Below are 25,849 nucleotides of genomic sequence, written 5' to 3'. Positions count from 1 at the left end.
AGAATCGCAAAGACGCGTCGAAACAAAGAGTTAAAGCAAACGAGCGTTCAGCCATGAACGCGCTTTGCTTGAGCGGGAGCAGTTCCGTTGCGCTTCAAGATTGAACAAAGACCCGAACCATCCACCGCCATGCGCCTCGCCGCGCCCCTGGTCGCGGCCTTGCTCACTTTGCTGGTCGGCTCGATCCTGTTCGCGGCGCTGGGCCAGGATCCGCTCCAGACCCTGCACGCCTTCTTCATCGCGCCGCTGAATTCGATGAACGGCGTATCGGAATGGCTCTTGAAGGCCTCGCCCCTGATCCTGATCGCCTGCGGTCTCGCCGTCGGCTTCCGCGCCAATGTCTGGAATATCGGCGCGGAGGGCCAATTGATCATCGGGGCGATCGCCGCCTGCGGCGTCGGCCTGTTCTATCCCGATCCGGAAAGCCGGCTGCTGTTGCCGCTGATGATCCTGGCCGGTGCGCTGGCGGGCATGGCCTGGGCCGCGATTCCCGCCTTCCTCAGGGCGTGGATGAACACCAACGAGATCCTGGTCACCTTGATGCTCACCTATATCGCCGGCCTGCTGCTGTCCTGGCTGGTGCATGGTCCCTGGCGCGATCCCGCCGGCTTCAATTATCCGCAAACGGCCCTGTTGCCGCCTGCCGCGATGTTTCCGGTCTTCGACGATGCCTATCGCCTCAACACCTCTGTGATCCTCACCGTGATCGGCGTGATCGCGATGTGGCTGTTCACCGATCGCAGCTTCCTCGGCTACAAGATGTCGGTGAGCGGCGCGGCTCCGCTTGCCGCCCGCTATGCCGGCTTCCGCGAATCCGCGGCGGTATGGACAGGCCTGCTCGCCGGCGGCGCGGCCGCAGGCATTTCCGGCATGGCCGAACTGTCCGGGCCGCTCGGGCAATTGTCCCCGCAGATCTCGCCCGGCTATGGCTTTGCGGCGATCATCGTCGCCTTCATCGGCCGGCTCAACGCCTTCGGCATCGTGCTCGGCGGGTTGTTGATGTCGCTTCTCTTCCTCGGCGGCGAAAGCGTGCAGCTCACCATCGGCCTGTCCTCCTCGCTCACCCGCATCTTCCAGGGCATCCTGCTGTTCTTCCTGCTCGCTGCGGATTTCTTCATCTTCTACCGGTTCAGCCCCGTGCGGGAGCATGCCTGATGGATCTGTTCATCGCGATCTTCACCGGCACCATCATCGCCGCCACGCCGCTGATCTATGCCGCACTCGGCGAATTGGTGGTGGAGAAATCCGGCGTCCTCAACCTGGGCATCGAGGGCATGATGCTGATGGGCGCCGCCTTCGCCTTCTGGGCGGTGATGGCTGGTATGCCCATGCCCGTCGCCATCCTGATCGGCGCGCTGGCCGGCGCCGCGGCCTCGCTGCTGTTCGGCGTCCTCGCTCTCACCTTCCTCACCAACCAATATGCCGCCGGCCTGGCGCTCGCCATTTTCGGTTCCGGCGTCTCCGCCTTTGTCGGGCGTAATTTCGGCAGCGCCCCGATCGAGGCCCTGAAGCCGCTCGACATCCCCGTGCTCTCGCAGCTTCCGATGGTCGGGCCGATGTTCTTCCGCTTCGACGCGATGGTCTATCTCGCCTTCGTGCTGTTCGGGGCGATCAGCTGGTTCCTCTATCGCACCAAGGCCGGCCTGGTCCTGCGCACCATGGGCGAGTCGCCGGAGACCTCGCATGCCATCGGCTATCCGGTCGTGCGCATTCGCTACATGGCCGTGCTGTTCGGCGGCTTGATGGCGGGCCTTGCCGGTGCCTATCTCTCCGTCGCCTATACGCCGCTCTGGGTCGAGAACATGACATCCGGCAAGGGCTGGATCTCGCTGGCTTTGGTGGTCTTCGCCACCTGGCGGCCGCTGCGCGTGCTGCTCGGCGCCTGGCTGTTCGGCGGCATGACCATCCTGCAATTGCAGGGCCAGGCGCTCGGCATAGCGGTGCCGTCCGAGCTGTTGTCGGCCCTGCCCTATCTCGCCACCATCGTGGTGCTGGTCTTGATCTCGCACAATCGCCAGATGCTGGCCCTGCATTTCCCAGCCTCGCTGGCCAAGCCGTTCAGGCCGGCGGGATGAGGGCAAGACCGATTGACTCATTGGCCGAATCCGTCAAACCGCCCATGATGGCTGCCGCCCTTTCCTCCTGAACGAATTACAACGGAACCGCCCCGATGTCGCTCGACCTCATCGTCACCAACGCCACCCTGCCCGACGGACGCACCGGCCAGGACATCGCGGTTTCGGGCGGGCGCATCACCGCCATCGAGCCGGGCATCGCGGCCGAGGCGGCCCAGCGCATCGACGCCGGCGGCCATCTGGTGGCGCCACCTTTCGTCGACTGCCACTTCCACATGGACGCCACCTTGTCGCTCGGCCTTCCCCGACTCAACCAGTCGGGCACGCTGCTGGAGGGCATTGCGCTCTGGGGCGAGCTCAAGCCCATGCTGACCCATGAGGCGGTGATCGAACGGGCGCTGCGCTATTGCGATCTTGCCGTCAGCCAGGGCCTGCTGGCCGTGCGCAGCCATGTCGACATCTGCGACGACCGCCTGCTCGCGGTGGAAGCCCTGCTCGAGGTCAAGGCCAGGGTAAAGCCCTATCTCGACCTGCAGCTCGTCGCCTTCCCGCAGGACGGCTATTACCGTTCACCTACCGCCGCCAGGAACCTGGAGCGGGCGCTCGACATGGGCGTCGACGTGGTCGGCGGCATTCCTCATTTCGAGCGTACGATGGAGGACGGCACCGCCTCGGTGAAGGCCCTGTGCGCCATCGCCGCCAAGCGCGGCCTGATGATCGACCTGCATTGCGACGAGAGCGACGATCCCCATTCGCGCCATATCGAGACGCTGGCGGCGGAGGCTCATCGCCTCGGCCTGGGCCGGCGAGCTGCCGGCTCGCATCTCACCTCCATGCACTCGATGGATTCCTACTACGTCTCAAAGCTGCTGCCGCTGATCCTGGAGGCGGGCATCTTCGCGATCGCCAACCCGCTGATCAACATCACCCTGCAGGGCCGCCACGACACCTATCCCAAGCGTCGCGGCCTGATGCGCATTCCCGAGATGCGCGCGCTCGGCATCCCCGTGGCGCTCGGCCAGGATTGCGTGATGGATCCCTGGTACGGGCTTGGTGGCGCTGACATGCTGGATGTCGCCCATATGGCCGTGCATGCCGCGCCGATGACCAGCCGCGAGGCGATACGCTGGGCCTTCGAGGCGGTGACGTCGGTGCCCGCCGCGGTGATGGGGCTGGAAGATTATGGCCTCGCCAAGGGCTGCCATGCCGATTTCGTCATCCTGCAGGCGGCCGATACGATCGAAGCAGTGCGCATGCGCCCCACCCGCCTCGCCGTCGTGCGCCGCGGCAAGGTGATTGCGCAGACCCCGGCCCGGCGCAGTACGCTCGACCTGCCGGACCGTCCCGCCAGCCTCGATCCGGCGAGCTATGCACCCAAGGCCGCGGGGTGAATGGGGGCTGGTCTTCAGACCGGCCCGAAAGCACGACACTGGCCGAAAGGGTCAAGGCTGGTCTGAAGACCAGCTCCCCAATTCAGATTTGACCATCTGGACAGGCGTCACGCCAAAGGGCACATTGCTCTGGCAAGAGCCGTCAAGTGCTTGGCAAACCAGACGTTCCATCCCGTATTTCGAACCGTTTTAATCTTCATCCGACAAGAGAGGGGAATGACATGTCGCGTAGAGATCGCAGCCCGCTTCAGGGGGAACCAGGCCTGTCGCGCCGCCATTTCATCGGGCTCGGCGCCGCCGGCCTGGTCGCGGCCGGGCTGCCGCTGTCGGCTCTCGCCGCCTCCGGCAAGAAATTGAAAGTCGCCGCGATCTTCGCCACCCCGATCGAGGAGCCCTGGGACAAGCAGATCCACCTCGCCCTCACCAAGGCGGCGAAGGAACTCGACATCGACTACAAGTTCTCCGAGAAGGTCCAGGCGGCCGATTTCGGCCGTGTCATGCGTGAATATGCCCAGGGCGGCTATGAGCTGGTGATGGGCGATGCCTTCGCGGCCGAGCGCGAATCCCGCCGTACCGCCAAGCAGTTCCCCAAGACCGCCTTCCTGTTCGGTTCCGGCGCCGGCCCGGCCGAGCCCAATTTCGGCGTGTTCGACAACTGGATCCACGAACCGGCCTATCTGTCGGGCCTGATCGCCGGCAAGATGACCAAGTCCAACACCGTCGGCGCCGTGGCCGCCATGGGCATTCCCGAGGTCAACCGCCTGGTGAACGCCTTCTTCGCCGGCGCCAAGGAAGCCAATCCACAGGTGAAGAAGAAGATCACCTTCATCGGCTCCTTCTTCGATCCGCCCAAGGCCAAGGAAGCTGCAATCGCCCAGATCGACGGCGGCGTCGACGTCATCTATGCCGAACGCTTCGGCGTGATCGACGCGGCCAAGGAAAAGAAGATCTACGCTATCTCCAACATGTCCGACCAGTCAGACCAGGGACCGGACACCGTGATCACCGGCCCGGTCTGGGACATGTACCCGACCGTGCAGCAGGCCATCAAGATGGTGCGGGCCGGCGTGTTCACCGCGCAGGATTACGGCGACTTCTCGCGCATGGCCAAGGGCGGCTCCTCGCTCGCGCCCTATCACAAGTTCGACAAGCTGCTGCCGGCCGAGGTGAAGGAACTGGTGGAGAAAAAGAAGGCGGAAATCCTCGCCGGCACCTTCCGCGTCGACGTCGACGAGAACACCCCCGTCTCGGACTGAGCATAATTTACCCTCCCCTGGAGGGGGAGGGTCGACGCGCAGCGTCGGGGTGGGGTGGCCAGCGCCCCTCAACGACGGTGTCGACATTGATGGTTTGGAAGAAAATTATTGCCGGCCATCACCCCACCCCGGACTTCGTCCGACCCTCCCCCTCCAGGGGAGGGTAGATCCAGGCCGATCTTTGCCCATGCCTCCTTCCCCTCCCCTCGTCGAGATGCGCGGCATCTCCAAGCGCTTCGGCGCCGTGCAGGCCAATGCGGACGTCGATCTCCTGGTGCGCCCGGGCGAGATCGTCGGCCTGCTCGGCGAGAACGGGGCCGGCAAGACCACGCTGATGAACATCCTGTTCGGCGCCTATGCGGCGGATGAGGGCGAGATCCTGATCGACGGGCAGGCAAGGCGCATCCAGAATTCTGCCGACGCGCTCAGCGCCGGCATCGGCATGGTGCACCAGCACTTTCATCTCGCGCCCCGCCTGAGCGTACTCGAAAACCTGCTGGTCGGCCTGCCGGGACGGGGCGGGCGGCTCGACCGGGTGGGCGCCCTCGCCCGCCTCGGCGAGATTGCCGCCAAGTTCAATCTTCGCCTCGATCCAGACAGGCCGGTGTCCTCGCTTGCTGTCGGCGAGCAGCAGCGCCTGGAGGTGATCAAGGCCCTGTTTCGCGGCGCCAGACTCCTCATCCTCGACGAACCCACCGCCGTCCTCGCTCCTGAGGAAGCGGAAGGGCTGTTCAAGGCGCTGCGGGCGATGACGGCCGAGGGCCTCGGCATCATCTTCATCTCGCACAAGCTCACCGAGGTGCGCGCCATCACCGATCGCTGCGTGGTGCTGCGCCATGGCCGCGTCGTCGGCTCGATCGCCGAACCCGCCAGGACTTCCTCGTCCGAGATGGCGCGGCTGATGTGCGGCCAGGAAATCGTGCCGCCGCAACGTCCCGCCTCCGAGCCCGGCGCCGTCGTCCTGTCGCTCGATGATGTCTCGACCGACCGGCATGGCGGCATGCGGCTTGCCGGCGTCTCGCTTTCCGTGCGCGAGGGCGAGATCCTCGGCATCGCCGGCGTGACCGGCAATGGCCAGCGCGCCCTGGCGGATGTGATCGCCGGCATGCTCGCTCCCTCGGCCGGCACGCTGAAGATCGCCGGCGCCAAGGTCGTACCCTATGGCCCGCGCCGCGTGCAGGAGATGGGGCTCGGCCGCATCCCCGAGGACCGCATGACCCAGGGCATGGTCACCGCCCTGCCGCTTGCCGACTCGATGGTGCTGCCGCGCGTCGGCACCGCCGCCTTCTCGGCGCGCGGCCTGCTCAAGCCTGGCGCCATCCAGGCCTTCGCCGAGGAACAGATCCGGGCCTTCGACATACGCTGCCCCGGGCCAATGGCGCGGGCCGGCTCGCTGTCCGGCGGCAACATGCAGAAGGCCCTGCTGGCGCGAGAACTCGCCTTCGATCCGAAGGTGCTGATCGTGGCCCAGCCCACGCGCGGCCTCGACGTCGGTGCCGCCCGCTTCGTGCATGAGCGCTTTCTGGATCTGCGTGCCCGCCGGCGCGGCCTGATCGTGATCAGCGAGGATCTGGAGGAGCTGCTCACCCTCTCAGACCGCATCGCCGTGCTCTATGAAGGGCGCGTCGCCGGCATCCTGCCCGCCGGCGAAGCCACGATCGAAAAACTCGGCCTCTTGATGACGGGAGCCCACTGATGCTCAGGCTGGAACCCCGCCAATCCACGCCCGTTTGGCTGAATCTCGCTCTGCCCGTGCTGGCGATCGCGATTGCGCTCGTCCTGTGCAGCGGCCTGATCATGCTCGCGGGCGCCAATGTCTTCGAGGCCTATGGCCTGATGCTGAAGGGTGCTTTCGGCGATTTCTACGCCTTCACCGAAACGCTGGTGAAGGCCGCACCGATGATCTTCACCGGCCTCGCCGTCGCCGTCGCCTTCCGCACCAAGTTCTGGAACATCGGTGCCGAGGGCCAGTTGATGGCCGGCGCGGTGGCGAGCTGTTTCGTCGGCAGCTTTCCGATGCCCAGTGCCCTCGCCTATGTCGCCATGGCGCTCGCCGGCGCGCTGGCCGGCGGCGTCGCCGCGCTGATACCGGCCCTCCTCCGAGTGAAACTCAAGGTCGACGACGTCGTCTCCTCGCTTCTCCTCAATTCGGTGATCCTGCTCGGTGTGCTCGCTTTGATCGAAGGGCCCTGGAAGGATTCGCTCTCGGGCTATCCGATCTCGCCCCCGATTGAGGACAGCGCCAATTTCCCGGTGTTCTTCGAGGGCACACGGCTGCATCTGGGCGTGCTGGCGGCCCTAATCGCGGCGCCGGCCGTCTGGTTCCTGATCACGCGCACCACGCTGGGCTTTGCCATCCGCGTCACCGGCGAGAATGCCGAGGCGGCGGCCTATGGCGGCATCAAGGTCAATGCCATCCTGGTCGCCACCGCCTTGCTTTCGGGTGGGCTGGCGGGCCTTGCCGGCGTCGGCGAGGTGGGCGGCGTGCATTTCCAGGTGATGGGGGACCTGTCGCCGGGCTATGGCTATAGCGGCATCGTGATCGCCATGCTGGCGCGCCTCAATCCGCTCGGCGTGGTGCCGGCGGCCCTGTTCTTCGCGGCGGCGATGACCGGCGCTGAAGCGATGTCGCGCGCCACCGGCGTGCCGGTCTTCCTGGCCGACGTCATCCAGGGCACTTCGCTGCTGACCATGCTGGTCGCGCTGCTGTTCACCTCCTATCGCCTGCGCTATCAGAGGGCCGCAGCATGAACCTGGTCCTCGAACAGATCTTCCAGGTCGGTTTTTTCGCGGCGACCCTGCGCATCGCTACCCCGCTGATCTTCGCCACGCTCGGCGAGCTGATCTCGGAGCGATCAGGCGTACTCAATCTCGGCATCGAGGGCATCATGCTGCTCTCGGCCATGACCGGCTTCACCGCCGCCTACTTCACCGGTAGCCCCTGGCTCGGCGTCCTCGCCGCCATCGCGACCGGCGCCCTGCTCGGGGCGCTGCATGCCGTGCTGACGGTGGCGCTCGGCCTCAGCCAACATGTCTCGGGTATCGGCATCACCCTGTTCGCCTCTGGGCTCGCCTATTTCTTCTATCGCCTGGTGTTCGGCCAGCAGGCCTCGCCGCCGACCATCGCCGCCTTCCAGCCTGTGCCGATCCCCGGCCTTGCCGAGATACCGATCCTGGGGCCGATCCTGTTCCAGCAATACGCCCTGGTCTATCTCGCGCTGATCGGCGTCATCCTGACCGCCTTCCTGATCTATCGCACGCCCTGGGGCCTCGGCCTGCGCATGGTCGGCGAAAATCCGCGTGCCGCCGATTCCGCCGGCATCAGCGTCACCGCACGCCGCTTCGAGGCCGTCATCCTCGGCGGCGCCCTGATGGGCCTTGGTGGCGCCTTCCTCACCATGGCCCAGTTCAACGCCTTCACCTTCGGCGTGATCTCGGGGCGCGGCTGGATCTGCATTGCCCTGGTGGTGTTCGGGCGCTGGGATCCCCTGCGCGCCACCGGTGCCGCCCTGCTCTTTGCCTGCGTCGACGCGCTGCAACTGCGCCTGCAGGCGGTGGGCCTGGGGCATATCCCCTACCAGATCTTCCTGATGCTGCCCTTCCTGCTCACCATCGTCGCCATGGCGATGATGTCGCGCAACGCGGTGGCGCCGGCTGCCCTGCTCAAGCCCTTCCGCAAGGAGGAGCGCTGAGAACAACAAGGATTTATCGGAAGGCTTGTGGGCGGTAGAAACTTTCCTACCTTACAAGGAAGGAGACGCACGATGGCCGATGTCGAAAAAGTGGGCGTTTCTTTGACACCTGAATATGCCGACATAATGCGCTAGGTGGTCGAGGCAGGCGAGTATGCACCGGCTAACGAGGTCATGCGTGAAGCACTGCGCGATTGGAAGTTTCGTCGAACTCAGCGCGAACAAACAATCGAGGAGCTGCGCCGTATTTGGGATGGTGACCAAGCTTTTGCCCGCATGCGAAAGCGCATCGGCACAAAATTCCAAGACCTCGATCATTCCTCGGTGTGAGCGGCTTTTCCCGACAGCGGAATGCAAGCTATGAACGATGACAAGAAAGATATCATCTCGGGGAATTGGACGGGCAGAGGTCTGCCCGCTTCAGATGCGGCCAATGCAACTAAGCGGCCACTTCATTGGGGAGCGGGTATTGGCGCTTTAGTTGGAGTGACCTCCGCACAAGGGCACTGGCTATTGGCGATGGGGATGTTCGGGTTGGTGCTCGCTGTCTGGATGATAGGGAAGCTCAAACGGCGCCCTTCACACAAGCCCTAAGCAGCCATCTTTCCCGACAGTTGTTTTTCGCGAACAGTTTCTGTGTGAGCAAGCTTAGGTTTTGCTGCCGGCCGCAACAAAATGCAGCCGGTCCTGCCTTTCGCCTTGCCTCCGCCTGCGCCTTGCCGCTAGAAGGAGGCCATTCAGAAGGACCCGGTGAAATTCCGGGTGGCTCTTCCGGCCGCCGATCCGCCGGATAACGCAAATGGCGCGACAGCATCATCCAACCCGTTTCAGCGGGTATGGCCGCATGTCCCTTGCGAATTTTCTCATGAACAAATTGTCTGCCTATTCCCGGGAATGGTTTTCCAATCCGCGTGGCGACGTGCTTTCGGGCATCGTCGTCGCCCTTGCCCTGATCCCCGAAGCCATCGGCTTTTCGGTGATCGCGGGCGTCGACCCCAAGGTCGGCCTCTACGCCTCCGTGGTGATCGCCTGCGTGATCGCCTTCACCGGCGGGCGCCCCGCCATGATCTCGGCGGCCACCGCCTCCACCGCCGTGCTGATGACGGGCCTCGTACGCGACCACGGCTTGCAATATCTGTTCGCGGCCACCATCCTGATGGGCGCGTTCCAGATCATCGCCGGCTTCCTCAAGCTCGGCCGGCTGATGCGCTTCGTCTCCCAATCGGTGATGACGGGCTTCGTCAACGCCCTGGCGATCCTGATCTTCCTGGCCCAGCTGCCCGAGCTCGTGCATGTACCGGTGGCAACCTATGGCCTGATCGCCCTCGGCCTCGCCATCATCTATCTGTTTCCCTATGTCACCAGAGCCATTCCGGCACCTCTGGTCGCGATCGCCGTGCTCACTGCCATCGCCTGGGGTTTCGGGCTGGACGTGCGCACGGTGGCCCATCTGGGCGAGCTTCCCTCCACTTTGCCGAGCTTCGGTCTGCCTGAGGTGCCGCTGACGCTGGAAACGCTACGGATCCTGACACCGGTGGCGCTCACTCTGGCGGCCGTGGGCCTGCTCGAATCCCTGCTCACTGCGCAGATCGTCGACGACATGACGGATACGCCGAGCAACAAGAACCGCGAATGCGCCGGCCAGGGTATCGCGAACATGGCCTCGGCCCTGTTCGGCGGCATGGGCGGCTGCGCCATGATCGGCCAGTCGGTGATCAACGTGTCCTCCGGTGCGCGCGGCCGCCTGTCCTCGCTGGTGGCCGGTGGCTTTCTCCTGATCCTGCTGGTGGCGCTGCAGGATCTGCTCGCCATCGTGCCGGTCGCCGCCCTGACGGCGGTGATGATCATGGTCTCGATCAACACCTTCTCCTGGCGCTCGCTCCTGCAATTGCGCAGCAACCCCGTGCCTTCCTCGGTGGTGATGCTGGCAACCGTCGGCACCGTGGTTGTAACGGCCGACCTCGCCAAGGGCGTGCTGGTTGGCGTGCTCCTGTCGGGCGTGTTCTTCGCCGGCAAGGTCTCGCGCCTCAGCCGCGTGCGCTCGACCCTCTCGGCCGACGGCAAGGAGCGCGTCTACCGGGTCGAAGGCCAGATCTTCTTCGCCTCGGCAGGCACCTTCAGCGACGCCGTCGATGTGCAGGAACCCGTCGAGCGGATCGTCATCGACGTCGGGGCGGCGCATTTCTGGGACATCTCGGCGGTCGGCGCACTCGACCGCATCGTCCTCAAGGCGCGCCGCCACGGGCGCGAGGTCGAGGTCGTCGGCCTCAACGAGGCCAGCGCCACCCTGGTGGAACGCTTCGCCGTGCACGACAAGGAAGGCCAGCCCCGCTCCCTGCCCTCGCATTGAAGCGCGCTTCGTAAGGCCTTTGAAATCAGGGGACTCTGCCATCTCGTGATGGAAGAGTCCCTTTACCATGCCGGGCTCTTTCCCGCCCCGATGGAGCGCGATCAAAGACTCTGCTTGAAATGTTCTTGTTTTGTTCTAGTCTGAGCGAAACGGATCATAGCCATGACGATACGCGTTCCCCCTCCTTCTGTCCTCGCCGGCCAACGAGCCGAGAAGCTGGCGGAATTGCGTGCCCTGCTGCCCCGGCTCGACCATGTGCATGCCGATGCCGGCGTGCTGCCTTTTGGCATCGGGGCGATCGACGCGCGCCTGCCGGGTGGCGGCCTCGCCTTGGACGGCCTGCATGAAATTGCGCCGCAAACCATTTTCGACAATGGCTGCGCACTGGGTTTCCTCGCCTCCCGCCTGTCCCTGCGCCAGGCCAAGGGCATGGTCTGGCTGGTGACCTCGCCGCGCGGCCTGGCCGGCCTCGGGCGGCTCTACGGCCACGGCCTCAACGCCCTCGGCCTCGACCCCGCCGGGCTCATCATGGCCGCGGCCGGCGACGAGACCGAGGCCGCCTGGGCCATGGAGGAAATCCTGCGCTCCGGCGCCGCCGCGGCGGTGGCAGCCGTGACGGGCGGCGGCATGGACGCCGCCACCAGCCGACGCCTCCAGCTCGCGGCAGCCTCCGCCCCCTGTCCTCTCTTCCTTCTGCGCCCGCCTTTGGCCGCGCCTTCCCTGGCCGCGATCACCCGCTGGCGCATCGGCGCGGCCGCCGGGCCGCGCGATCGTTTCGGCCTTCTCACCGCCTGGCGCTGGCACGTTCGGCTCGAGCGCAGCCGCAACGGGCAAAGCGGATCCTGGCTCATGGAGTATGACCATGCCTCGCATCGTCTCGATCTATCTGCCACGCTGGCCGATCCAGCGCTTTCTCGTCGCCCAGAGCAACGCGCCAAGGTCGCTTGATACGATCGATGCTCATTACCCCTTCGTCCTGACGGTCGATGCCGCCGGAGGCCCGCGCATTGCCGCCGCCAGCAAGCCGGCCGAGATCGAGGGCCTTGCCGCGGGCGGGCTGGTCGCCGATGCGAGAGCCAAGGTGCCGGGGCTGCAGACCCGCCCGGCCATGCCGGAGGCCGATGCCAGGGCCCTGCACCGGCTCGGCCTATGGGCGATGCGCTATACGCCCTCCGTGGCCCTCTATCGCGAGGCCGACGGGGCCGACGGCCTGTTCCTCGACGTCACCGGCGCCAGCCATCTGGCGGGCGGCGAACAGACGCTTCTTGCCGACATCGTCAAGCGCCTGCGCCATCTTCGCCTCGGTGCGCGCGTGGCGCTGGCCGACACGCCGGGCGCGGCCTGGGCACTCTCCCGCTTCCATGCCCAGAACGGCACTGTCATCGCCGAGGACGGCGATCCCGGCCCGGCCCTTGCCGATCTGCCCCTGGCGGCCCTGCGCCTTGGCGACGTAACAGTCCAGACCCTGCGCCGCCTCGGCTTCACCCGTATCGGCGATCTCATCGGCAAGCCGCGCGCCCCCTTCGCCGCGCGTTTCGATGCGATCCTGCTCAAGCGCCTCGACCAGGCCATGGGGCGGCGTGAGGAAGCCCTCGCCTTGATCGAGCCGCCGCCGCTCTATCATCGCAGCCGCCAGCTCCTCGAGCCGGTGGTGAGCCAGGCGGCCGTGGTGCATGTCGCCGCCCGCCTGATGCAGGACCTGGTTCCCGCCCTCGTCGCGGGCGGGGTGGCAGCACGCGCCTTGCAGTTGCGCCTGTTCCGGGTCGATGGCGAGGTGCGCACCATCCATATCGGCCTTGCCGCCGCCACGCGCGATCCGGCCCATATCGCCAGGCTGGTGGAGCTCGACCTGGAACGGCTGGGCGAGACCATCGATGCCGGCTTCGGCTTCGAGACCATCAGCCTGACCGCCACCGTCACCGAGAAATTCGGCCAGCGTCAGAGCCGCCTGTCCCTCAAGGAAGGACGCCGGGATGCGCCGCCGGCCGATGCCGCCGAACGCCGGGCCGAGTTGATCGACGCCCTCCGCCAGCGCCTCGGCCCCGGCAGCGTACAGCGGCTCCATCCCGTCGCCCGGCACGATCCGGCCTTTGCCGAGGAGGCACGCGATGCCGCCGATCCCGAGCCAACTTGGCCGGCGGCCGATGGCTCGCATCAGCGGCCGCCTCTGTTCCTCGACCAGCCCGAGCCCCTGCAGATTCTTGCGACCAGCCCGGAAGGCCTGCCCGACCATGTCCGTTGGCGTGGCTCGTCCCATCGCATCACCGCACTGCAGGGGCCGGAGCGCATCGCCGGTCCCTGGTGGGAAGCGGCTCCCCCGGCCCTGCCCGACAAGCCGGGCAAGGAGGAATATGGCTGGGGCAAGATGGGGGAGGAATCGCCTGCCCTCCCCGACAGCGAAAGCCCTAAGAGCCAGAAGCGCAACCGCTTCGAGGATGGGGAAGCCACGCGTGAGCGCGCTGTCCTGCTGCCCGCGCCGACCCGTCAGGACTATTACGTCGCCGAGACACAGCACGGCCAGCGCTTCTGGCTCTGCCATGACGGCCGGCAGAACTGGTCCCTGCGAGGGCTGCTGGCATGAGGTATGAAAGAGAGGCCTATAGCGGCCATGCCGTCATTCCCGGCAGGGCGAAAGACCAGGCGCTTCCTGCGGATTTGCCGGCCCCTGCCCCACCTGCCTATGCCGAATTGGCCGTCACCACCAATTTCTCCTTCCTGCGCGGCGCCTCCTTCCCGCAGGACATGGTGCGGCAGGCCCACAGGCTCGGCCTGGCCGGCATCGGCGTCGCCGACCGCAACTCCTTCGCCGGCGTGGTCAGGGCCCTGCGCGAAGCCAGGAAATATCCGTCCCTGCACTATCTGCCCGGCGTGCGCCTCGTCACCGTGGATGGTTTCGAGGCCATCGCCTATCCCACCGACCGCGAGGCCTATGGCCGGCTCTGCCGCCTGCTCAGCGACAACAACAAGCGCATGGTGCGCGCGAAAGGCGAGTGCCAGTTCGGCTTCGAAGCCATTCTCGCCGCCTGCGAGGGGCAGAAGCTGATCGTGTTGCCGCCCGACACGCTCGATCCCCTCTTCGTCGCACGGGCAACCAGACTGGCCGAGGCCGCGCCAGGCTCCATCTATCTCGCCGGCAGCCACCGCCTCAAAGGCGACGAGCCCCGCCGCCTCGGCCTGCTCGCCGAGCTGGGCGAAAGGATCGGCGCCCCGATGGTTGCTATCAACGATGTGCTCTACCACGTCCCGGCCCAGCGGCCGCTCGCCGACATCCTCACCTGCATCCGCGAGAAATGCACCTTGGCCGAAGCCGGCTTGCGGCTCGAAATCAACGAAGAGCGCCATATCAAGTCGCCCGCAGAGATGGCCGTTCTCTTCGCCGATCATCCGCAGGCCTTGGCGCGCACGCTCGAAATCGTGGAGGCGTGCACGTTCAATCTAAGGGAGCTGAAATACGAATATCCGGACGAACCCATTCCGCCAGGCAAAACCGCCCAGCAACACCTGGAGGACTTGGCCTGGGCCGGTGCCAGGAAGCGCTTTGCCCGCGGAGTGCCGGAAAAAGTCGTCAACGCCGTTCGCGCCGAACTCGCTTTGATCGCCAAGCTGGAATTCGCGCCCTATTTCCTCACCGTGCATGACATCGTCGATCATGCCCGCAATACCCTCAAAGTCCTCTGCCAAGGACGCGGTTCGGCCGCGAACAGCGCCGTTTGCTATTGCCTGGGCATCACCGAGGTTAATCCTGAAGAAACGGAACTGTTGTTTTCGCGTTTCATCTCTGAAAACCGCGGCGAGCCACCGGATATCGACGTCGATTTCGAGCATGAACGGCGCGAGGAAGTCATCCAGTACATTTATGATCGCTACAAACGTCATCGTGCGGCAATCTGCTCGACCGTCATTCATTACCGTTCCAGGCGGGCGGTGGGCGAAGTCGGCAAGGTATTAGGCCTGACGCCGGACGTGACGGCGGCGCTGTCGAAGACGGTCTGGGGCATGGGCATGCAGACCTGGACACCCAGTCGGGTGCGCCAGGCGGGCCTCGATCCCGACAATCCGGTGATCCGCCAGGCGCTGCATTTCACCGCCGCCCTCACCGGCTTTCCCCGCCATCTGTCGCAGCATGTCGGCGGCTTCGTGCTCACGCGCGAGAGGCTTGATGACACCGTGCCCGTCTGCCACGCCACAATGGCGGACCGTACCTTCGTCGAATGGGACAAGGACGACATCGACGAATTGGGAATGATGAAGGTCGATGTTCTGGCGCTCGGCATGCTGAGCTGCATCCGGCGCGGGCTTGACCTGCTCGAACGTCATTACGACCGGCGCCTCGGCGCGATCGCGGCCCTGCCCCGCGACGATGAGGCCACCTACGACATGCTGTGCAAAGCCGATTCCGTCGGCGTGTTTCAGGTCGAGAGCCGGGCGCAGATGTCGATGCTGCCGCGCCTGAAACCCCGGAAATTTTATCACCTCGTCATTGAGGTCGCGATCGTCCGCCCCGGCCCGATCCAGGGGGGTATGGTACACCCCTATCTCAGGCGGCGAGATGGTCTCGAACCCATCATCTTTCCCTCACCTTCTCCCGAGTTCGGGAAAAAGGACGAGCTTGAGGACGTGCTGGGCCGCACGCTCGGCGTTCCCCTCTTCCAGGAACAGGCCATGGAGATCGCCATCAAGGCCGCCGGCTTCACGCCGGACGAGGCCGATGGCCTGAGACGCGCCATGGCGACCTTCCGGCACACCGGCACGATCGGCAACTACAAGGAGATGTTCATCGGCGGCATGGTGCGCCGTGGCTATGAACAGGCCTTCGCCGAGCGTTGCTTCAGCCAGATCGAGGGCTTCGGCGAATATGGCTTTCCCGAAAGCCATGCCGCCAGCTTTGCCGTGCTGGTCTATGTCTCCGCCTATATCAAATGCCACTATCCCGACGTCTTCTGCGCCGCCATCCTCAACAGCCAGCCCATGGGCTTCTACCAGCCGGCGCAGCTGGTGCGGGATGCCGAAAATCACGGCGTCGAGATCCGGCCCGTCGACGTCAATTACAGCGAATGGGACTGCACGCTGGAACCGGCCGGCGACCCCACCAAACACCGCTTTGCCGTGCGTCTGGGCATGCGGCTGGTCTCCGGGCTGAAGAAAGACGAGATCACGGCAATGGCCGGCCGGCGCGGCAACGGCTTTTCCAGCCTGGAGCGCTTCGGCACGGCAAGCGGCCTGCCATTGGCGGCGATGCAGAAACTGGCGGAGGCCGATGCCTTCCGTTCTCTCGGCCTGGACAGGCGCGAGGCGCTCTGGGCGGTGCGTCGCTTCGAGACCATCGGCATCGGCGCTACCAGGACGAGCCGGGACATGCCGCTGCTGGCCGCCGATTTCGACGATGCCCTGTTCCCCGAGCCCGCCGTCGCCCTGCCCGTGATGTCGCAGAGCGAGCATGTGCTGGAGGACTATCAGTCGACGGGCCTGTCGCTCAAGGCCCACCCCTGTTCCTTCCTGCGCCCGCAATTGCAGCATCTCGGCGCCATCACCAACGAGGCGCATCGCGAGGGTAAGTTCAAGCAGGACAGCCTCGTCACCGTCGCCGGCCTGGTGGTGACGCGCCAGCGCCCCGGCACGGCCAGCGGCGTCGTCTTCATGACCATCGAGGACGAGACCGGCATCGCCAACATCATCGTGTGGTCGCGGACCTTCGAAAGGAATCGCCGTGCGGTGATGAATGCCCGTTTCGTCGCCATACGCGGCCGGCTGCAGCGTGCCAGCGACGTGGTGCATGTCATCGCCGAGGAAGTGCTCGACCTCTCCGCCGAACTCGCCCGCCTGCGCGACATGTCGGATGGCGCTTCACCACCGCCGCCGCCAGCTCAGCTTGAACTCAGCCTGTTCAAGAGCCGGGATTTCCATTGAGGAATTGGGCATGCCTGCCATCCGGGAGCAGATCCAGCTCGGGCTCGATTTCGGCCGAGAGGAGCCCATTGCCGTGCTGCGCGAGCGCCTGCTCGCGGCCTACGGCCCGCAGCGCCACGCCCGGCGACACACGCCGCCCGAGCAATTCGTCAAGGCACTGATCAGCTCGGAGACCTATGATCGCGACTCCGAAAAGGACTTCCAGGCCCTGTGCGAGCATTTCCGTCCCCTCGACAGGCTGGGGCAGGCCGACCCCCGCGAGGTGCTCACGCAGCTTGCCAACGTTACCCATCCCGAGAAGAAAGCCAGCCAGCTGGTGGCTTCGGTCGGTCGCATCGTCGAGCAGCGGGGACGCTTCGATCTCTCCCATCTCGCCGCGCTTTCAGTCGAAACCGGGATGGAGCTGCTCCAGCTTCATGACGGCATCGGCCCCAAATGCGCGGCGGCGGTGCTCAATTTCTCGACGCTCAGGCGGCGTGTCTTCGTGGTTGACCGGCACATCAGGCGTTTCGGCGAACGCTTCGGCCTGCTGCCCGACAATGCCAGCTTCACCAGGGCCCATCAGATCATGCTGCGCCTGATGCCGGCGAGCTGGGATGCCGACGACCTCTACGAACTGCACTGGCTGATCAAACGCTTCGGCCAGGAGGTCTGCACCAGCCAGCGTCCGCTCTGCTCGCGATGCGGGATGGCGGACCTGTGCCGGCATGGATCCGCCTTGGCATCAAAGATCCCGAGGCGATAGGTTCGATGCTGCCCTATGCCCTCGAAACCATGACGAATGAGACACAACTTCCTTCTCCCCTTGCGGGAGAAGGTGGCGCGTAGCGCCGGATGAGGGGTGTCAGTACATATCCCAAAAGGTCGCGGATCTCCCCTCATCCGCCCCTACGGGGCTCCTTCTCCCACAAGGGGAGAAGGATTCTCGCGCCTAATCCTGTAAATCTCAGGCCTGTCCCTGCGTCCGCTCCAGCAGCGACAACCAATTCTCATGGCCGATCTTGTGCAGCAGGGCCTGCGAATATCCCGCAGCGCGCATCCTCTCGATCAGGCGCGGCAGGCCGGCGACGCTGCCGATGGCGGCGGGGATCACCGCGCCGTCGAAGTCCGAACCGAAGGCGACGCCATCCTCGCCCAGACGCTCGACCAGGTAATCGAGATGGCGCACCATGACGTCGAGATCGGTATCCGCACGCATGGCGCCGTCCGGCCGCAGGAAGCAGGTTGCGAAATTGAGGCCGACGACACCGCTGCTCTCCCTGATGGCATCGAGCTGCCTGTCGGTGAGATTGCGCGTGGACTGGCACAAAGCGTGGACGTTGGAATGGGTGGCGACGAGCGGCGCCGTGCTCAACCCGGCAACGTCCCAGAAGCCCTTTTCGTTGAGATGCGAAAGGTCAATCATGATGCCGCGCTTGTTGCACTGCCTCACCAATTCGCGGCCGATCTCGGTCAGGCCGGGACCGGTATCCGGCGAGGCCGGGAAGCGGAAAGGCACGCCATGGGCGAAGATGTTGGGGCGGCTCCAGACCGGCCCGATCGAGCGCAGGCCGGCGGCGAAGAGCACGTCGAGGCTGGCGAAATCGGCATCGATCGCTTCCGCCCCCTCGATATGCAGGACGGCCGCGATCTTGCCGGCCGCCATGGCGGCACGGATCTCGGCGGCGCTTCGGCAGATGGCGACATCGTCGGGAAAGGCCCGTTCCAGTCGCAACATGATCGACAGCATGCCGACGGTCGAGGCCTGTGCCTTCTCCCAAGGCAGCAAGGGCGGCAGCGGCAGATCATAGCTCGCGCCCTTCATCTCCTCGTCCATATTGGTCGTCGAGGCCTGGGGAGGCGGGAACATTGCGAAGAAACCGCCGGCAAAACCGCCGGCGCGCGCCCGGGGCAGATCGATATGCCCGGCACCGTCGCCCTTACCGAACATCACCTCGGCCGATTTTGCCTTGCTGGAGGCTAGATGCAGCAACGTGTCGTTATGGCCATCGAAGACAGGGACGATGGCTGACGGTTCGACGGTCGGGTTCATGGGGCTGTCTTTCCAGGCCGGCAGCGCGATCATTCGGCCCGGGAGGGGCCGGCCTTCTCACCCAGGCGCTGCCACAAAGGATGCCTGAGAGAGAGCAAGCCCGGCCTTCGCGGCCGGGCCTGTTTCGTGGAGCGAATGTCGAGCGGGAGATCCTCTTCGATCAGCCCCGCAGCGACTTCAGATGGGCCACCAGCCCCTTGGTCGAGGCATCGAGCCCGTCGACGGTCGCGCCTTTCACCACCGGCAGCAGGCGCGAAGCGAGCTCCTTGCCGAGTTCCACGCCCCACTGGTCGAAGGAGTTGATGCCCCAGATCACGCCCTGCGTGAACACCTTGTGCTCGTAGAGCGCCACGAGGCGGCCGAGCATGCGCGGGGTGAGCTTGCGATAGGCGATGGTGGTGGTGGGGCGGCTGCCGGGGAATTCCTTGTGGGGAGCCAGAAGCGCGATCTTCTTGTCGTCGAGGCCCTGGGCCTTCAACACTGCAGTCGCCTCCTCCTGCGAACGGCCATGCATCAGCGCTTCGGTCTGCGCCAGGCAGTTCGCCATCAGGATGGCGTGGTGATCACCCATGCCGGCTTCATGCGGCTCGGCCGCGATGAGGAAGTCGGCCGGGATCACATTGGTGCCCTGGTGGATGAGCTGGTAGAAGGCGTGCTGGCCGTTGGTGCCGGGTTCGCCCCAGACCAGGGGACCGGTTTCCGAGGTCACCGGCGAGCCGTCGAGATGCACGCGCTTGCCGTTGGATTCCATGTCGAGCTGCTGCAGATAGGCCGGAAAGCGCCCGAGCCGCTGGTCATAGGGCAGCACGGCATGGGCGGCATAGCCCATGAAATTGCGATGCCAGATGCCGATCAGGCCCATCAGCACCGGGATGTTCTTCTCCAGCGGTGTGGTGGCGAAATGGTGGTCGACCTCATGGCCGCCGGCCAGGAATTCCGAGAAGTTCTCCGGCCCGACGGCGATCATCAGGCCGAGGCCGATGGCCGACCACATCGAATAGCGCCCACCGACCCAGTCCCAGAAACGGAACATCCGGTCCTTGTTGATGCCGAAGGCCTCGACCGCGACGATATTGGTGGAGATCGCCGCGAAATGGTCGCCCACCGCCGTCTCGCCCAGCGACTTGGCGATCCATTGCCGCGCCGACTGGGCGTTTGTCATGGTCTCGATGGTGGTGAAGGTCTTCGAGGAAACCAGGAACAGCGTGCGCGAAGGGTCGAGCCGCGACAGGGTGTCCGCCATGTCGGCGCCGTCGACATTGGAGACGAAATGGGCGCGCGGGCCGTCGGCATAGGGCGAGAGGGCACGGGCGCCCATGGCCGGGCCGAGGTCGGAGCCGCCGATGCCGATATTGACCACGTCGGTGAATTTGTCGCCGGTGGCGCCACGCAGCTCGCCCGAGCGAATTTTCTCGGCGAAGGCATAGCAGCGCGCCAGTTCCTCATGCACGTCGGGCACGACATTCTTGCCGTCAACCCGGATGTCGGCATCGGCAGGCGCGCGCAGGGCCGTATGCAGCACCGCCCTCCCCTCGGTGGTGTTGATCTTGTCGCCCTTCAGCATCTCGTCCCGGCGGGTCTCGATGCAATGCGCCCGCGCCAGCTGCAGCAGCAGGGACAGCGTCTCGTCGGCGATGCGGTTCTTGGAAAAATCCACCAGCACGTCGTCGAGGGTGAAAGAGAACTTGGCGAATCGGTCGGGATCCGCGGCGAAAAGGTCGCGCGTCGTCGTCGAGGCCAGTTTCTGTTTGTGGGCTTCGAGATCCTGCCAAACCTTTGCGGCCTGTGAATGCTCCATATCCGTTTCCCTTCCTCATTGTCCGAAGGCATGCCAAACTGCGGGGTGTGTTTGTCGCCCGGAGCGGGGGCATAAATCAATATTGGAACTGAAGGCATATGACGATTTCGGAAAGCATCAAGGCTCTGGCAACCGAGGCGACCGAATGGCGCCGTGACATTCATCGCCACCCGGAGTTGCTCTATGACGTCGAGCGCACGGCCGGGTTGGTGGCCGGGCTCCTGCGCGATTTCGGCTGTGACGAGGTCGTCGAGGGTATCGGCCGCACCGGCGTGGTCGGCGTGATCAGGGGGCGCCCCGGTTCGCGCAGCGTCGGCATGAGGGCCGACATGGATGCGCTGCCGATCCTGGAGGAGAGCGGCGTGCAATATGCCTCCACCGTGCCGGGCAAGATGCATGCCTGCGGCCATGACGGCCACACCGCCATGCTGCTGGGCGCAGCCAAGAACCTTGCCAGCACGCGCGATTTCAGCGGCAACGCCGTGGTGATCTTCCAACCAGCCGAAGAAGGCGGCGGCGGCGGCAAGGCCATGGTGGAGGACGGCCTGATGGAGCGCTTCGCCATCGAGGAAGTCTACGGCATGCACAATCTGCCGGGCTTGGCGCCCGGGCATTTTGCCATGTGCCACGGCCCGATCATGGCTTCCAGCGACACGTTCGACATCGACATCACCGGCCGGGGCGCCCATGCCGCCCGCCCGCATGAGAGCATCGATCCGGTGCTGGTCGCCGCCCAGATCGTCACGGCCCTGCAGAGCATCGTCTCGCGCAATGCCGATCCGCTCGACAGCGCGGTGATCTCGGTGACGACGATCCAGACAGGCGGGCCCTACAACGTCATCCCCTCCACCGCCCATCTGCACGGCACCTGTCGCGCCCTCACCGCCGGCATGCGCGCCTTGCTGGAGAAACGCCTGACCGAGGTCGCCGAACTGACAGCACAGGCCTTCGGCGCCAAGGCCAGGGTCACCTATCGGCATCAATATCCGGTGACGCGCAACCACGACGCCCAGACCGATTATTGCGGCGAGATTGCCCGCATGGTGGCAGGCTCTGCCGCTGTCGACACGGCCGCTCCGCCGATGATGGGGGCCGAGGACTTTTCCTACATGCTGGAGGCACGGCCCGGTGCCTTCATCTTCATCGGCAATGGCGACAGCGCCGGCCTGCACAACGCCGCCTATGATTTCAACGATGCCATCATCCCCGCCGGGATCAGCTATTGGACGCAACTGGCGCAAACACGGCTCGCCGGCTGAGAGCGTTGCCGTCTAGCCGAAACCATCACTGACGACACGCCCAGGCTCCCTGTTTCAAGGAACGTTCCGCATGTCCGATCGCGTCTCCCGGCCGTCCCTGGTCGCGCCCGACGACGACCCTCATCTCTGGCTGGAGGATATCGAAGGCAAAGATGCTCTTGCCTGGGTCAACGAACGCTCGCAGGCAACCCTGGGCCGCTTCGGCACCGCCGGTTTCGAGCGCGATCGCGATGCCCTGGCCGCAATCCTCGATCGTCCCGACCGAATTCCGGGAATCGGCCGGCGCGGCGAGTTCGTCTATAATTTCTGGACGGATGCCACCAATCCGCGCGGCCTGTGGCGGCGGACCACCCTCGCTTCCTACCGGCAGGCGGAACCGGCCTGGGATGTCCTGCTCGATCTCGACGCCCTTGCCGCGGCTGAGGGCGAAGACTGGGTCTGGGCCGGAGCATCGCTCGAACCCCATGAGCGGCTGCGCGCCATCCTCAGCCTGTCGCGCGGCGGTGCCGATGCGGCCGTGCACCGCGAATTCGACCTTGCGACGCGGAGCTTCGTCCCTGACGGCTTCACGCTGCCGGAAGCCAAGGGCGGTATCGCCTGGCTCGACGCCGACACGTTGCTGCTTTCCAGCGCACTTGGCGAGGGCATGGCGACAACGTCGGGCTACGCGCGCACGGTGCGCCTGTGGCGGCGCGGCGAAGATCCCCTGAAGACAGCGATCGTCTTCGAGGTCGATCCCACCTCGATGTCCGTCTGGGCCGGCATCGACCGCACCGACGGCAGCGAACGCATCTGGTTCCTCGAAAAGCCCGTCTTCTTCGAGACGCGCGGCTGGCTCGGCGACAGGAACGGCCCGGGCGAGGCCATCGACCTGCCGGCCGATTCGCAATGGGACGTGTTCGGCGACTGGCTGGGGGTGAAGCTGCGCACGGCCTGGGCTCCCACCGGTACCCGTTTTGCCGGCGACACCCTTCTCGGTATCTCCCTCTCCGCCTTCCGAGCGGGCAGCCGCGATTTTCAGATGCTGTTCGAACCGGCCGAGCGCCGCACCCTGGACGGCTTCTTCTGGAACCAGGGACAGCTCGTGCTGTCGATCCTCGACAATCTCCAACCCCGCTTCGAGCTCGTTAGTCCCTCGCCCGAGACCTGGCGCAGGCATGCCATCGACGTGCTGCCCTCCACGGGCGTCGTGCATGTCTGGTCGCTCGACGCGGAGGAGGCCGACACCAATGGCGAGGTGATGGTGTCGCTGCAGGACCCGATTACTCCGCCGCAAATGCTGCTGCTCGATGTAAGCAGGCCGGAGGCGGTGCAGAGCCCCCTCCTCCTCAAGCGCAGCCCCGACGCCTTCGACAGCAAGGGGCTCAAGGTCATCAAGCACGAGGCAGTCTCGGTCGACGGCGAGAAGATCCCCTATACGCTGGTCGGGCCTGCCGGCGAGACCGGCGAGGCACCGGTTCATCTCACGGCCTATGGCGGCTTCGGTGTTTCCGTCCTGCCCAGCTACAGCGCCTCGATCGGCAAGCTCTGGCTCGAACGGGGCGGCACCTCGGTCACTGCCAATATTCGCGGCGGTGGCGAGTTCGGCGCCCGCTGGCACGAGGCGGGCCGGCGCGAGGGCAAGCATCTCGCCCATGAGGATTTCGCGGCGGTAGCCGCCGACCTGGTCAGGCGCGGCATCACGCGGCCCGGGCGGATCGCGGCGGAAGGCGGCTCCAATGGCGGCCTCCTCATCGCGAACATGCTCACCCGCCACCCCGAGAAATTCGGCGCGCTGTTCTGCACCATCCCGCTGATCGACATGCGTCGCTACACCAAGCTTCTGGCCGGTGCGAGCTGGATCGATGAATATGGCGATCCGGACAAGCCGGAGGACTGGGCCTTCCTGCAGAAGATCTCCGCCTATCACGTCGCCGATACCGGCTCCTATCCGCCCATCCTGCTGGCCACCACACGTCGCGACGACAGGGTTCACCCCGCCCATGCCCGCAAAATGGCGGCCAAGCTGGAAGCGCTCGGCCATCGCGTCCATTTCTACGAACCGGAGGCCGGCGGCCACGGCTATGGCAAGGATAGCCGGGAACGCGCCTCCTTCATCGCCCTCGGCTATGCCTTTCTGCGCCAAGCCATCGGCTGGGAGAGTGAAATATGAGCGACCCGGTCCTGCCTGATTATGCCGACGTCGTCGCCGCCGCCGAGCGCATCCGCGGACAAGCCCATCGCACGCCGGTGATGACCTCGCGCAGTTTGGACGAGGAGCTCGGCGCACAGGTCTTCTTCAAATGCGAGAACTTGCAGCGCATGGGCGCCTTCAAGTTCCGCGGTGCCTTCAATGCCCTGTCGCGCTTCGACGACGAGCAGAAGCGCAGGGGCGTGGTGACCTTTTCCTCCGGCAACCATGCCCAGGCGATCGCCCTTGCAGCCCGCATCCTCGGCATTCCCGCCACGATCATCATGCCGCATGACGCACCGAAGGCAAAAGCCGAGGCCACCAAGGGGTATGGCGGCAAGATCATCTTCTATGATCGCTATACCGAAGACCGAGAGGTGATCGGGCGAAACCTGTCGCATGAGCAGGGTCTCACGCTGATCCCGCCCTACGACCACCCGGACGTACTCTGCGGCCAGGGCACCGCAGCCAAGGAACTCTTCGAGGAAGTCGGCGAACTCGATGCCTTCTTCGTCTGTCTCGGCGGCGGCGGGCTGCTCGCCGGATCGGCCCTGGCAACGCGGGCACTCTCGCCCAACTGCCGGCTCTACGGAGTCGAGCCGGAGGCCGGCAATGACGGCCAGCAATCCTTCCGCGCCGGCCGGATCGTCAGGATCGATACGCCCCGCACCATCGCCGACGGCGCGCAGACCCAATATCTGGGCGCCCATACCTTCCCGATCATCAAGCGCGATGTCGACGACATCCTCACCGTCTCGGATGCTGAACTCGTCGACTGCATGCGTTTCGCCGCCAGCCGCATGAAGCTCGTGATCGAGCCGACGGGCTGTCTCGGCTTTGCTGCCGCCCGCGCCATGAAGGCCGAACTCGCCGGCAAGCGTGTCGGCGTGCTGATCAGCGGCGGCAATGTGGATTTGGAGCGTTTTTGCGAATTGCTGGCGGAATAGGCCGGCTCTTGGTTCTTGGCTCACGCCAGCCTGGTCATGCCGTTCTGAAGCCGGATGATGTTGATCAGGGTGCGCAAGGCCGGGTGATTGTGGCGCCGGCTCGAGTAATACATGTGGAAAGGATCGCCATCCGAAGCCTGGTCGTCGAGGACGATCTCCAGGCTGCCTTCCGCCACCTCTTCGGCGATCCGCGCTTCCAGGACATAGGCGAGACCAAGCCCGGCCTTGGCGGCAATGATCGTGGTCGCCGTGTCGTTGAGGGTGATGAGGCCGGGGACGCGCAGCCGGCGCGCCGTCTCGCCGCTGCCGAGATCCCAGCGATAGGCGGTGTTGTCGCCCAGGAGCAGTTGCAGGCAGACATGGCCGGCGAGATCGTCCGGTGTCTGCGGTCGGCCATATTCCCTGAAATAGGCCGGGGAGCCGGCAACCACCCAGCGCTGGGGCCCTGTGAGCGGCACGGCAATCATGTCTTCCGGCACGTGATGGCCATAGCGCATGCCGGCATCATAGCCTTCGGCAACGATGTCGATGGGTCGGTCGTCCACCGCGACGGTCAGGCGGACATCCGGGCATTGGCGGGCGAATTCCGGCAAGGCCGGCGAGATCAACAGATGGGCGGCATCCCGGAACACGTTCAGGCGCAATTCGCCGAAACGTACGTTTCCGGGTGCCTCCAGCACCTCCAGGGCCGAGCCGATCACATCGAAGCCTTCTTCGAGGCGCTGCGCGAATTTCAGGCCGAGATCGGTCGGCGAAACAGCCCGGCTGGTGCGGTTGAGCAACTTGGCCCCGAGCCTGGCTTCGAGGCGCCGCATGGCGTGGCTGGCCGCCGACGGCGTCAGGCCAAGCTCGATGGCGGCCGTGGTGAAGCTGCGCCGGCGGACGATGGTCAGGAAGACGTTGAAATCGCCGAGATCGGTCCGCTCGAGAGCTGCCATCGATGAAAAAACTTCATTGCTTCTATGATTGTCA

At 65.4% G+C, this 25,849-nt stretch carries 19 protein-coding genes and 1 other annotated feature; of the genes, 16 read left to right on the top strand and 3 right to left on the bottom strand.

The features are described from left to right. Positions 1-87: 87 nt before the first annotated feature. The 13 genes from ACIGJE_RS12345 to ACIGJE_RS12285 all read left to right on the top strand — a co-directional run bounded on the left by ACIGJE_RS12345 (position 88) and on the right by ACIGJE_RS12285 (position 17,416). Positions 88-1,155 carry an ABC transporter permease gene (locus ACIGJE_RS12345; RefSeq protein ID WP_415082742.1) on the top strand — a complete coding sequence of 356 codons (1,068 nt, stop codon included), beginning with the start codon at positions 88-90 and terminating at the stop codon, positions 1,153-1,155. Further along, positions 1,155-2,075: an ABC transporter permease gene (locus ACIGJE_RS12340; protein WP_483680167.1), complete on the top strand. Its 921-nt coding sequence runs from the start codon at positions 1,155-1,157 to the stop codon at positions 2,073-2,075. Before ACIGJE_RS12345 ends, ACIGJE_RS12340 begins: the two co-directional genes overlap by 1 nt. 95 nt (positions 2,076-2,170) lie before the next feature. Then, positions 2,171-3,466, top strand: a complete 1,296-nt coding sequence (locus ACIGJE_RS12335) for an amidohydrolase family protein (protein WP_415082740.1) — start codon at positions 2,171-2,173, stop codon at positions 3,464-3,466. 221 nt (positions 3,467-3,687) lie between these two features. Continuing rightward, positions 3,688-4,722, top strand: a complete 1,035-nt coding sequence (locus ACIGJE_RS12330; RefSeq protein ID WP_415082738.1) for a BMP family protein — start codon at positions 3,688-3,690, stop codon at positions 4,720-4,722. 187 nt (positions 4,723-4,909) lie between these two features. Then, positions 4,910-6,418, top strand: a complete 1,509-nt coding sequence (locus ACIGJE_RS12325) for an ABC transporter ATP-binding protein (RefSeq protein WP_367623988.1) — start codon at positions 4,910-4,912, stop codon at positions 6,416-6,418. Beyond that, entirely contained in the window at positions 6,418-7,473 is a 1,056-nt protein-coding gene (locus tag ACIGJE_RS12320) for an ABC transporter permease (protein WP_483680166.1), read from the top strand. Before ACIGJE_RS12325 ends, ACIGJE_RS12320 begins: the two co-directional genes overlap by 1 nt. Further along, positions 7,470-8,414 (top strand): ABC transporter permease, encoded by a 945-nt coding sequence (locus ACIGJE_RS12315; protein WP_415082734.1) that lies wholly within the window; start codon positions 7,470-7,472, stop codon positions 8,412-8,414. Before ACIGJE_RS12320 ends, ACIGJE_RS12315 begins: the two co-directional genes overlap by 4 nt. Before the next feature lie 174 nt (positions 8,415-8,588). Next, the gene (locus ACIGJE_RS12310; protein WP_415082732.1) at positions 8,589-8,744 is read left to right on the top strand and encodes a hypothetical protein; all 156 of its coding nucleotides are present in this window, start codon (positions 8,589-8,591) and stop codon (positions 8,742-8,744) included. A 410-nt stretch (positions 8,745-9,154) separates the two neighbouring features. Continuing rightward, positions 9,155-9,210 (top strand) — a sequence feature (sul1 is cis-regulatory element that is thought to sense ions involved in sulfur or methionine metabolism; They are found in Alphaproteobacteria). A 69-nt stretch (positions 9,211-9,279) separates the two neighbouring features. Further along, entirely contained in the window at positions 9,280-10,764 is a 1,485-nt protein-coding gene (locus tag ACIGJE_RS12305) for a SulP family inorganic anion transporter (protein ID WP_367623991.1), read from the top strand. Between the two features lie 162 nt (positions 10,765-10,926). Continuing rightward, positions 10,927-11,712: an ImuA family protein gene (locus ACIGJE_RS12300; RefSeq protein WP_367623992.1), complete on the top strand. Its 786-nt coding sequence runs from the start codon at positions 10,927-10,929 to the stop codon at positions 11,710-11,712. After that, a complete protein-coding gene (locus ACIGJE_RS12295) occupies positions 11,627-13,345 on the top strand; it encodes a Y-family DNA polymerase (protein ID WP_415082729.1) in 1,719 nt (572 codons plus the stop codon). The genes ACIGJE_RS12300 and ACIGJE_RS12295 overlap by 86 nt, the downstream gene beginning before the upstream one ends. Further along, the gene (locus ACIGJE_RS12290) at positions 13,342-16,671 is read left to right on the top strand and encodes an error-prone DNA polymerase (protein ID WP_415082727.1); all 3,330 of its coding nucleotides are present in this window, start codon (positions 13,342-13,344) and stop codon (positions 16,669-16,671) included. The genes ACIGJE_RS12295 and ACIGJE_RS12290 overlap by 4 nt, the downstream gene beginning before the upstream one ends. A 10-nt stretch (positions 16,672-16,681) precedes the next feature. After that, entirely contained in the window at positions 16,682-17,416 is a 735-nt protein-coding gene (locus tag ACIGJE_RS12285) for an endonuclease III domain-containing protein (protein ID WP_415082725.1), read from the top strand. A gap of 201 nt (positions 17,417-17,617) precedes the next feature. On the opposite strand, the gene ACIGJE_RS12280 is transcribed toward ACIGJE_RS12285, so the two are convergent. Together ACIGJE_RS12280 and pgi are read right to left on the bottom strand one after the other, a co-directional pair. Then, complete coding sequence (locus ACIGJE_RS12280) at positions 17,618-18,703, bottom strand: dipeptidase (RefSeq protein ID WP_311933292.1); 1,086 nt, start codon at positions 18,701-18,703, stop codon at positions 17,618-17,620. A 160-nt stretch (positions 18,704-18,863) separates the two neighbouring features. Further along, a complete protein-coding gene (gene pgi / locus ACIGJE_RS12275) occupies positions 18,864-20,501 on the bottom strand; it encodes a glucose-6-phosphate isomerase (RefSeq protein WP_311933293.1) in 1,638 nt (545 codons plus the stop codon). Positions 20,502-20,599: 98 nt separating this feature from the next. Between pgi and ACIGJE_RS12270 the strand changes: the two genes are divergently transcribed. From ACIGJE_RS12270 to ACIGJE_RS12260, 3 genes are all read left to right on the top strand, one after another. Next, complete coding sequence (locus ACIGJE_RS12270) at positions 20,600-21,760, top strand: M20 aminoacylase family protein (protein WP_311933294.1); 1,161 nt, start codon at positions 20,600-20,602, stop codon at positions 21,758-21,760. A gap of 70 nt (positions 21,761-21,830) precedes the next feature. Further along, complete coding sequence (locus tag ACIGJE_RS12265) at positions 21,831-23,912, top strand: prolyl oligopeptidase family serine peptidase (RefSeq protein WP_415082722.1); 2,082 nt, start codon at positions 21,831-21,833, stop codon at positions 23,910-23,912. Next, positions 23,909-24,877, top strand: a complete 969-nt coding sequence (locus ACIGJE_RS12260; RefSeq protein ID WP_311933296.1) for a threo-3-hydroxy-L-aspartate ammonia-lyase — start codon at positions 23,909-23,911, stop codon at positions 24,875-24,877. The genes ACIGJE_RS12265 and ACIGJE_RS12260 overlap by 4 nt, the downstream gene beginning before the upstream one ends. A gap of 20 nt (positions 24,878-24,897) precedes the next feature. Here the strand turns inward: ACIGJE_RS12260 and ACIGJE_RS12255 are convergent, their stop codons facing one another. Then, complete coding sequence (locus tag ACIGJE_RS12255) at positions 24,898-25,815, bottom strand: LysR family transcriptional regulator (protein WP_367624000.1); 918 nt, start codon at positions 25,813-25,815, stop codon at positions 24,898-24,900. Between the last annotated feature and the right edge of the window lie 34 nt (positions 25,816-25,849).

Source organism: Labrys sp. E2SS-1L (genome assembly GCF_057073705.1).
Note: the sequence above shows the minus strand (reverse complement) of the source record. Positions and strands in the feature narration are given on the sequence as shown.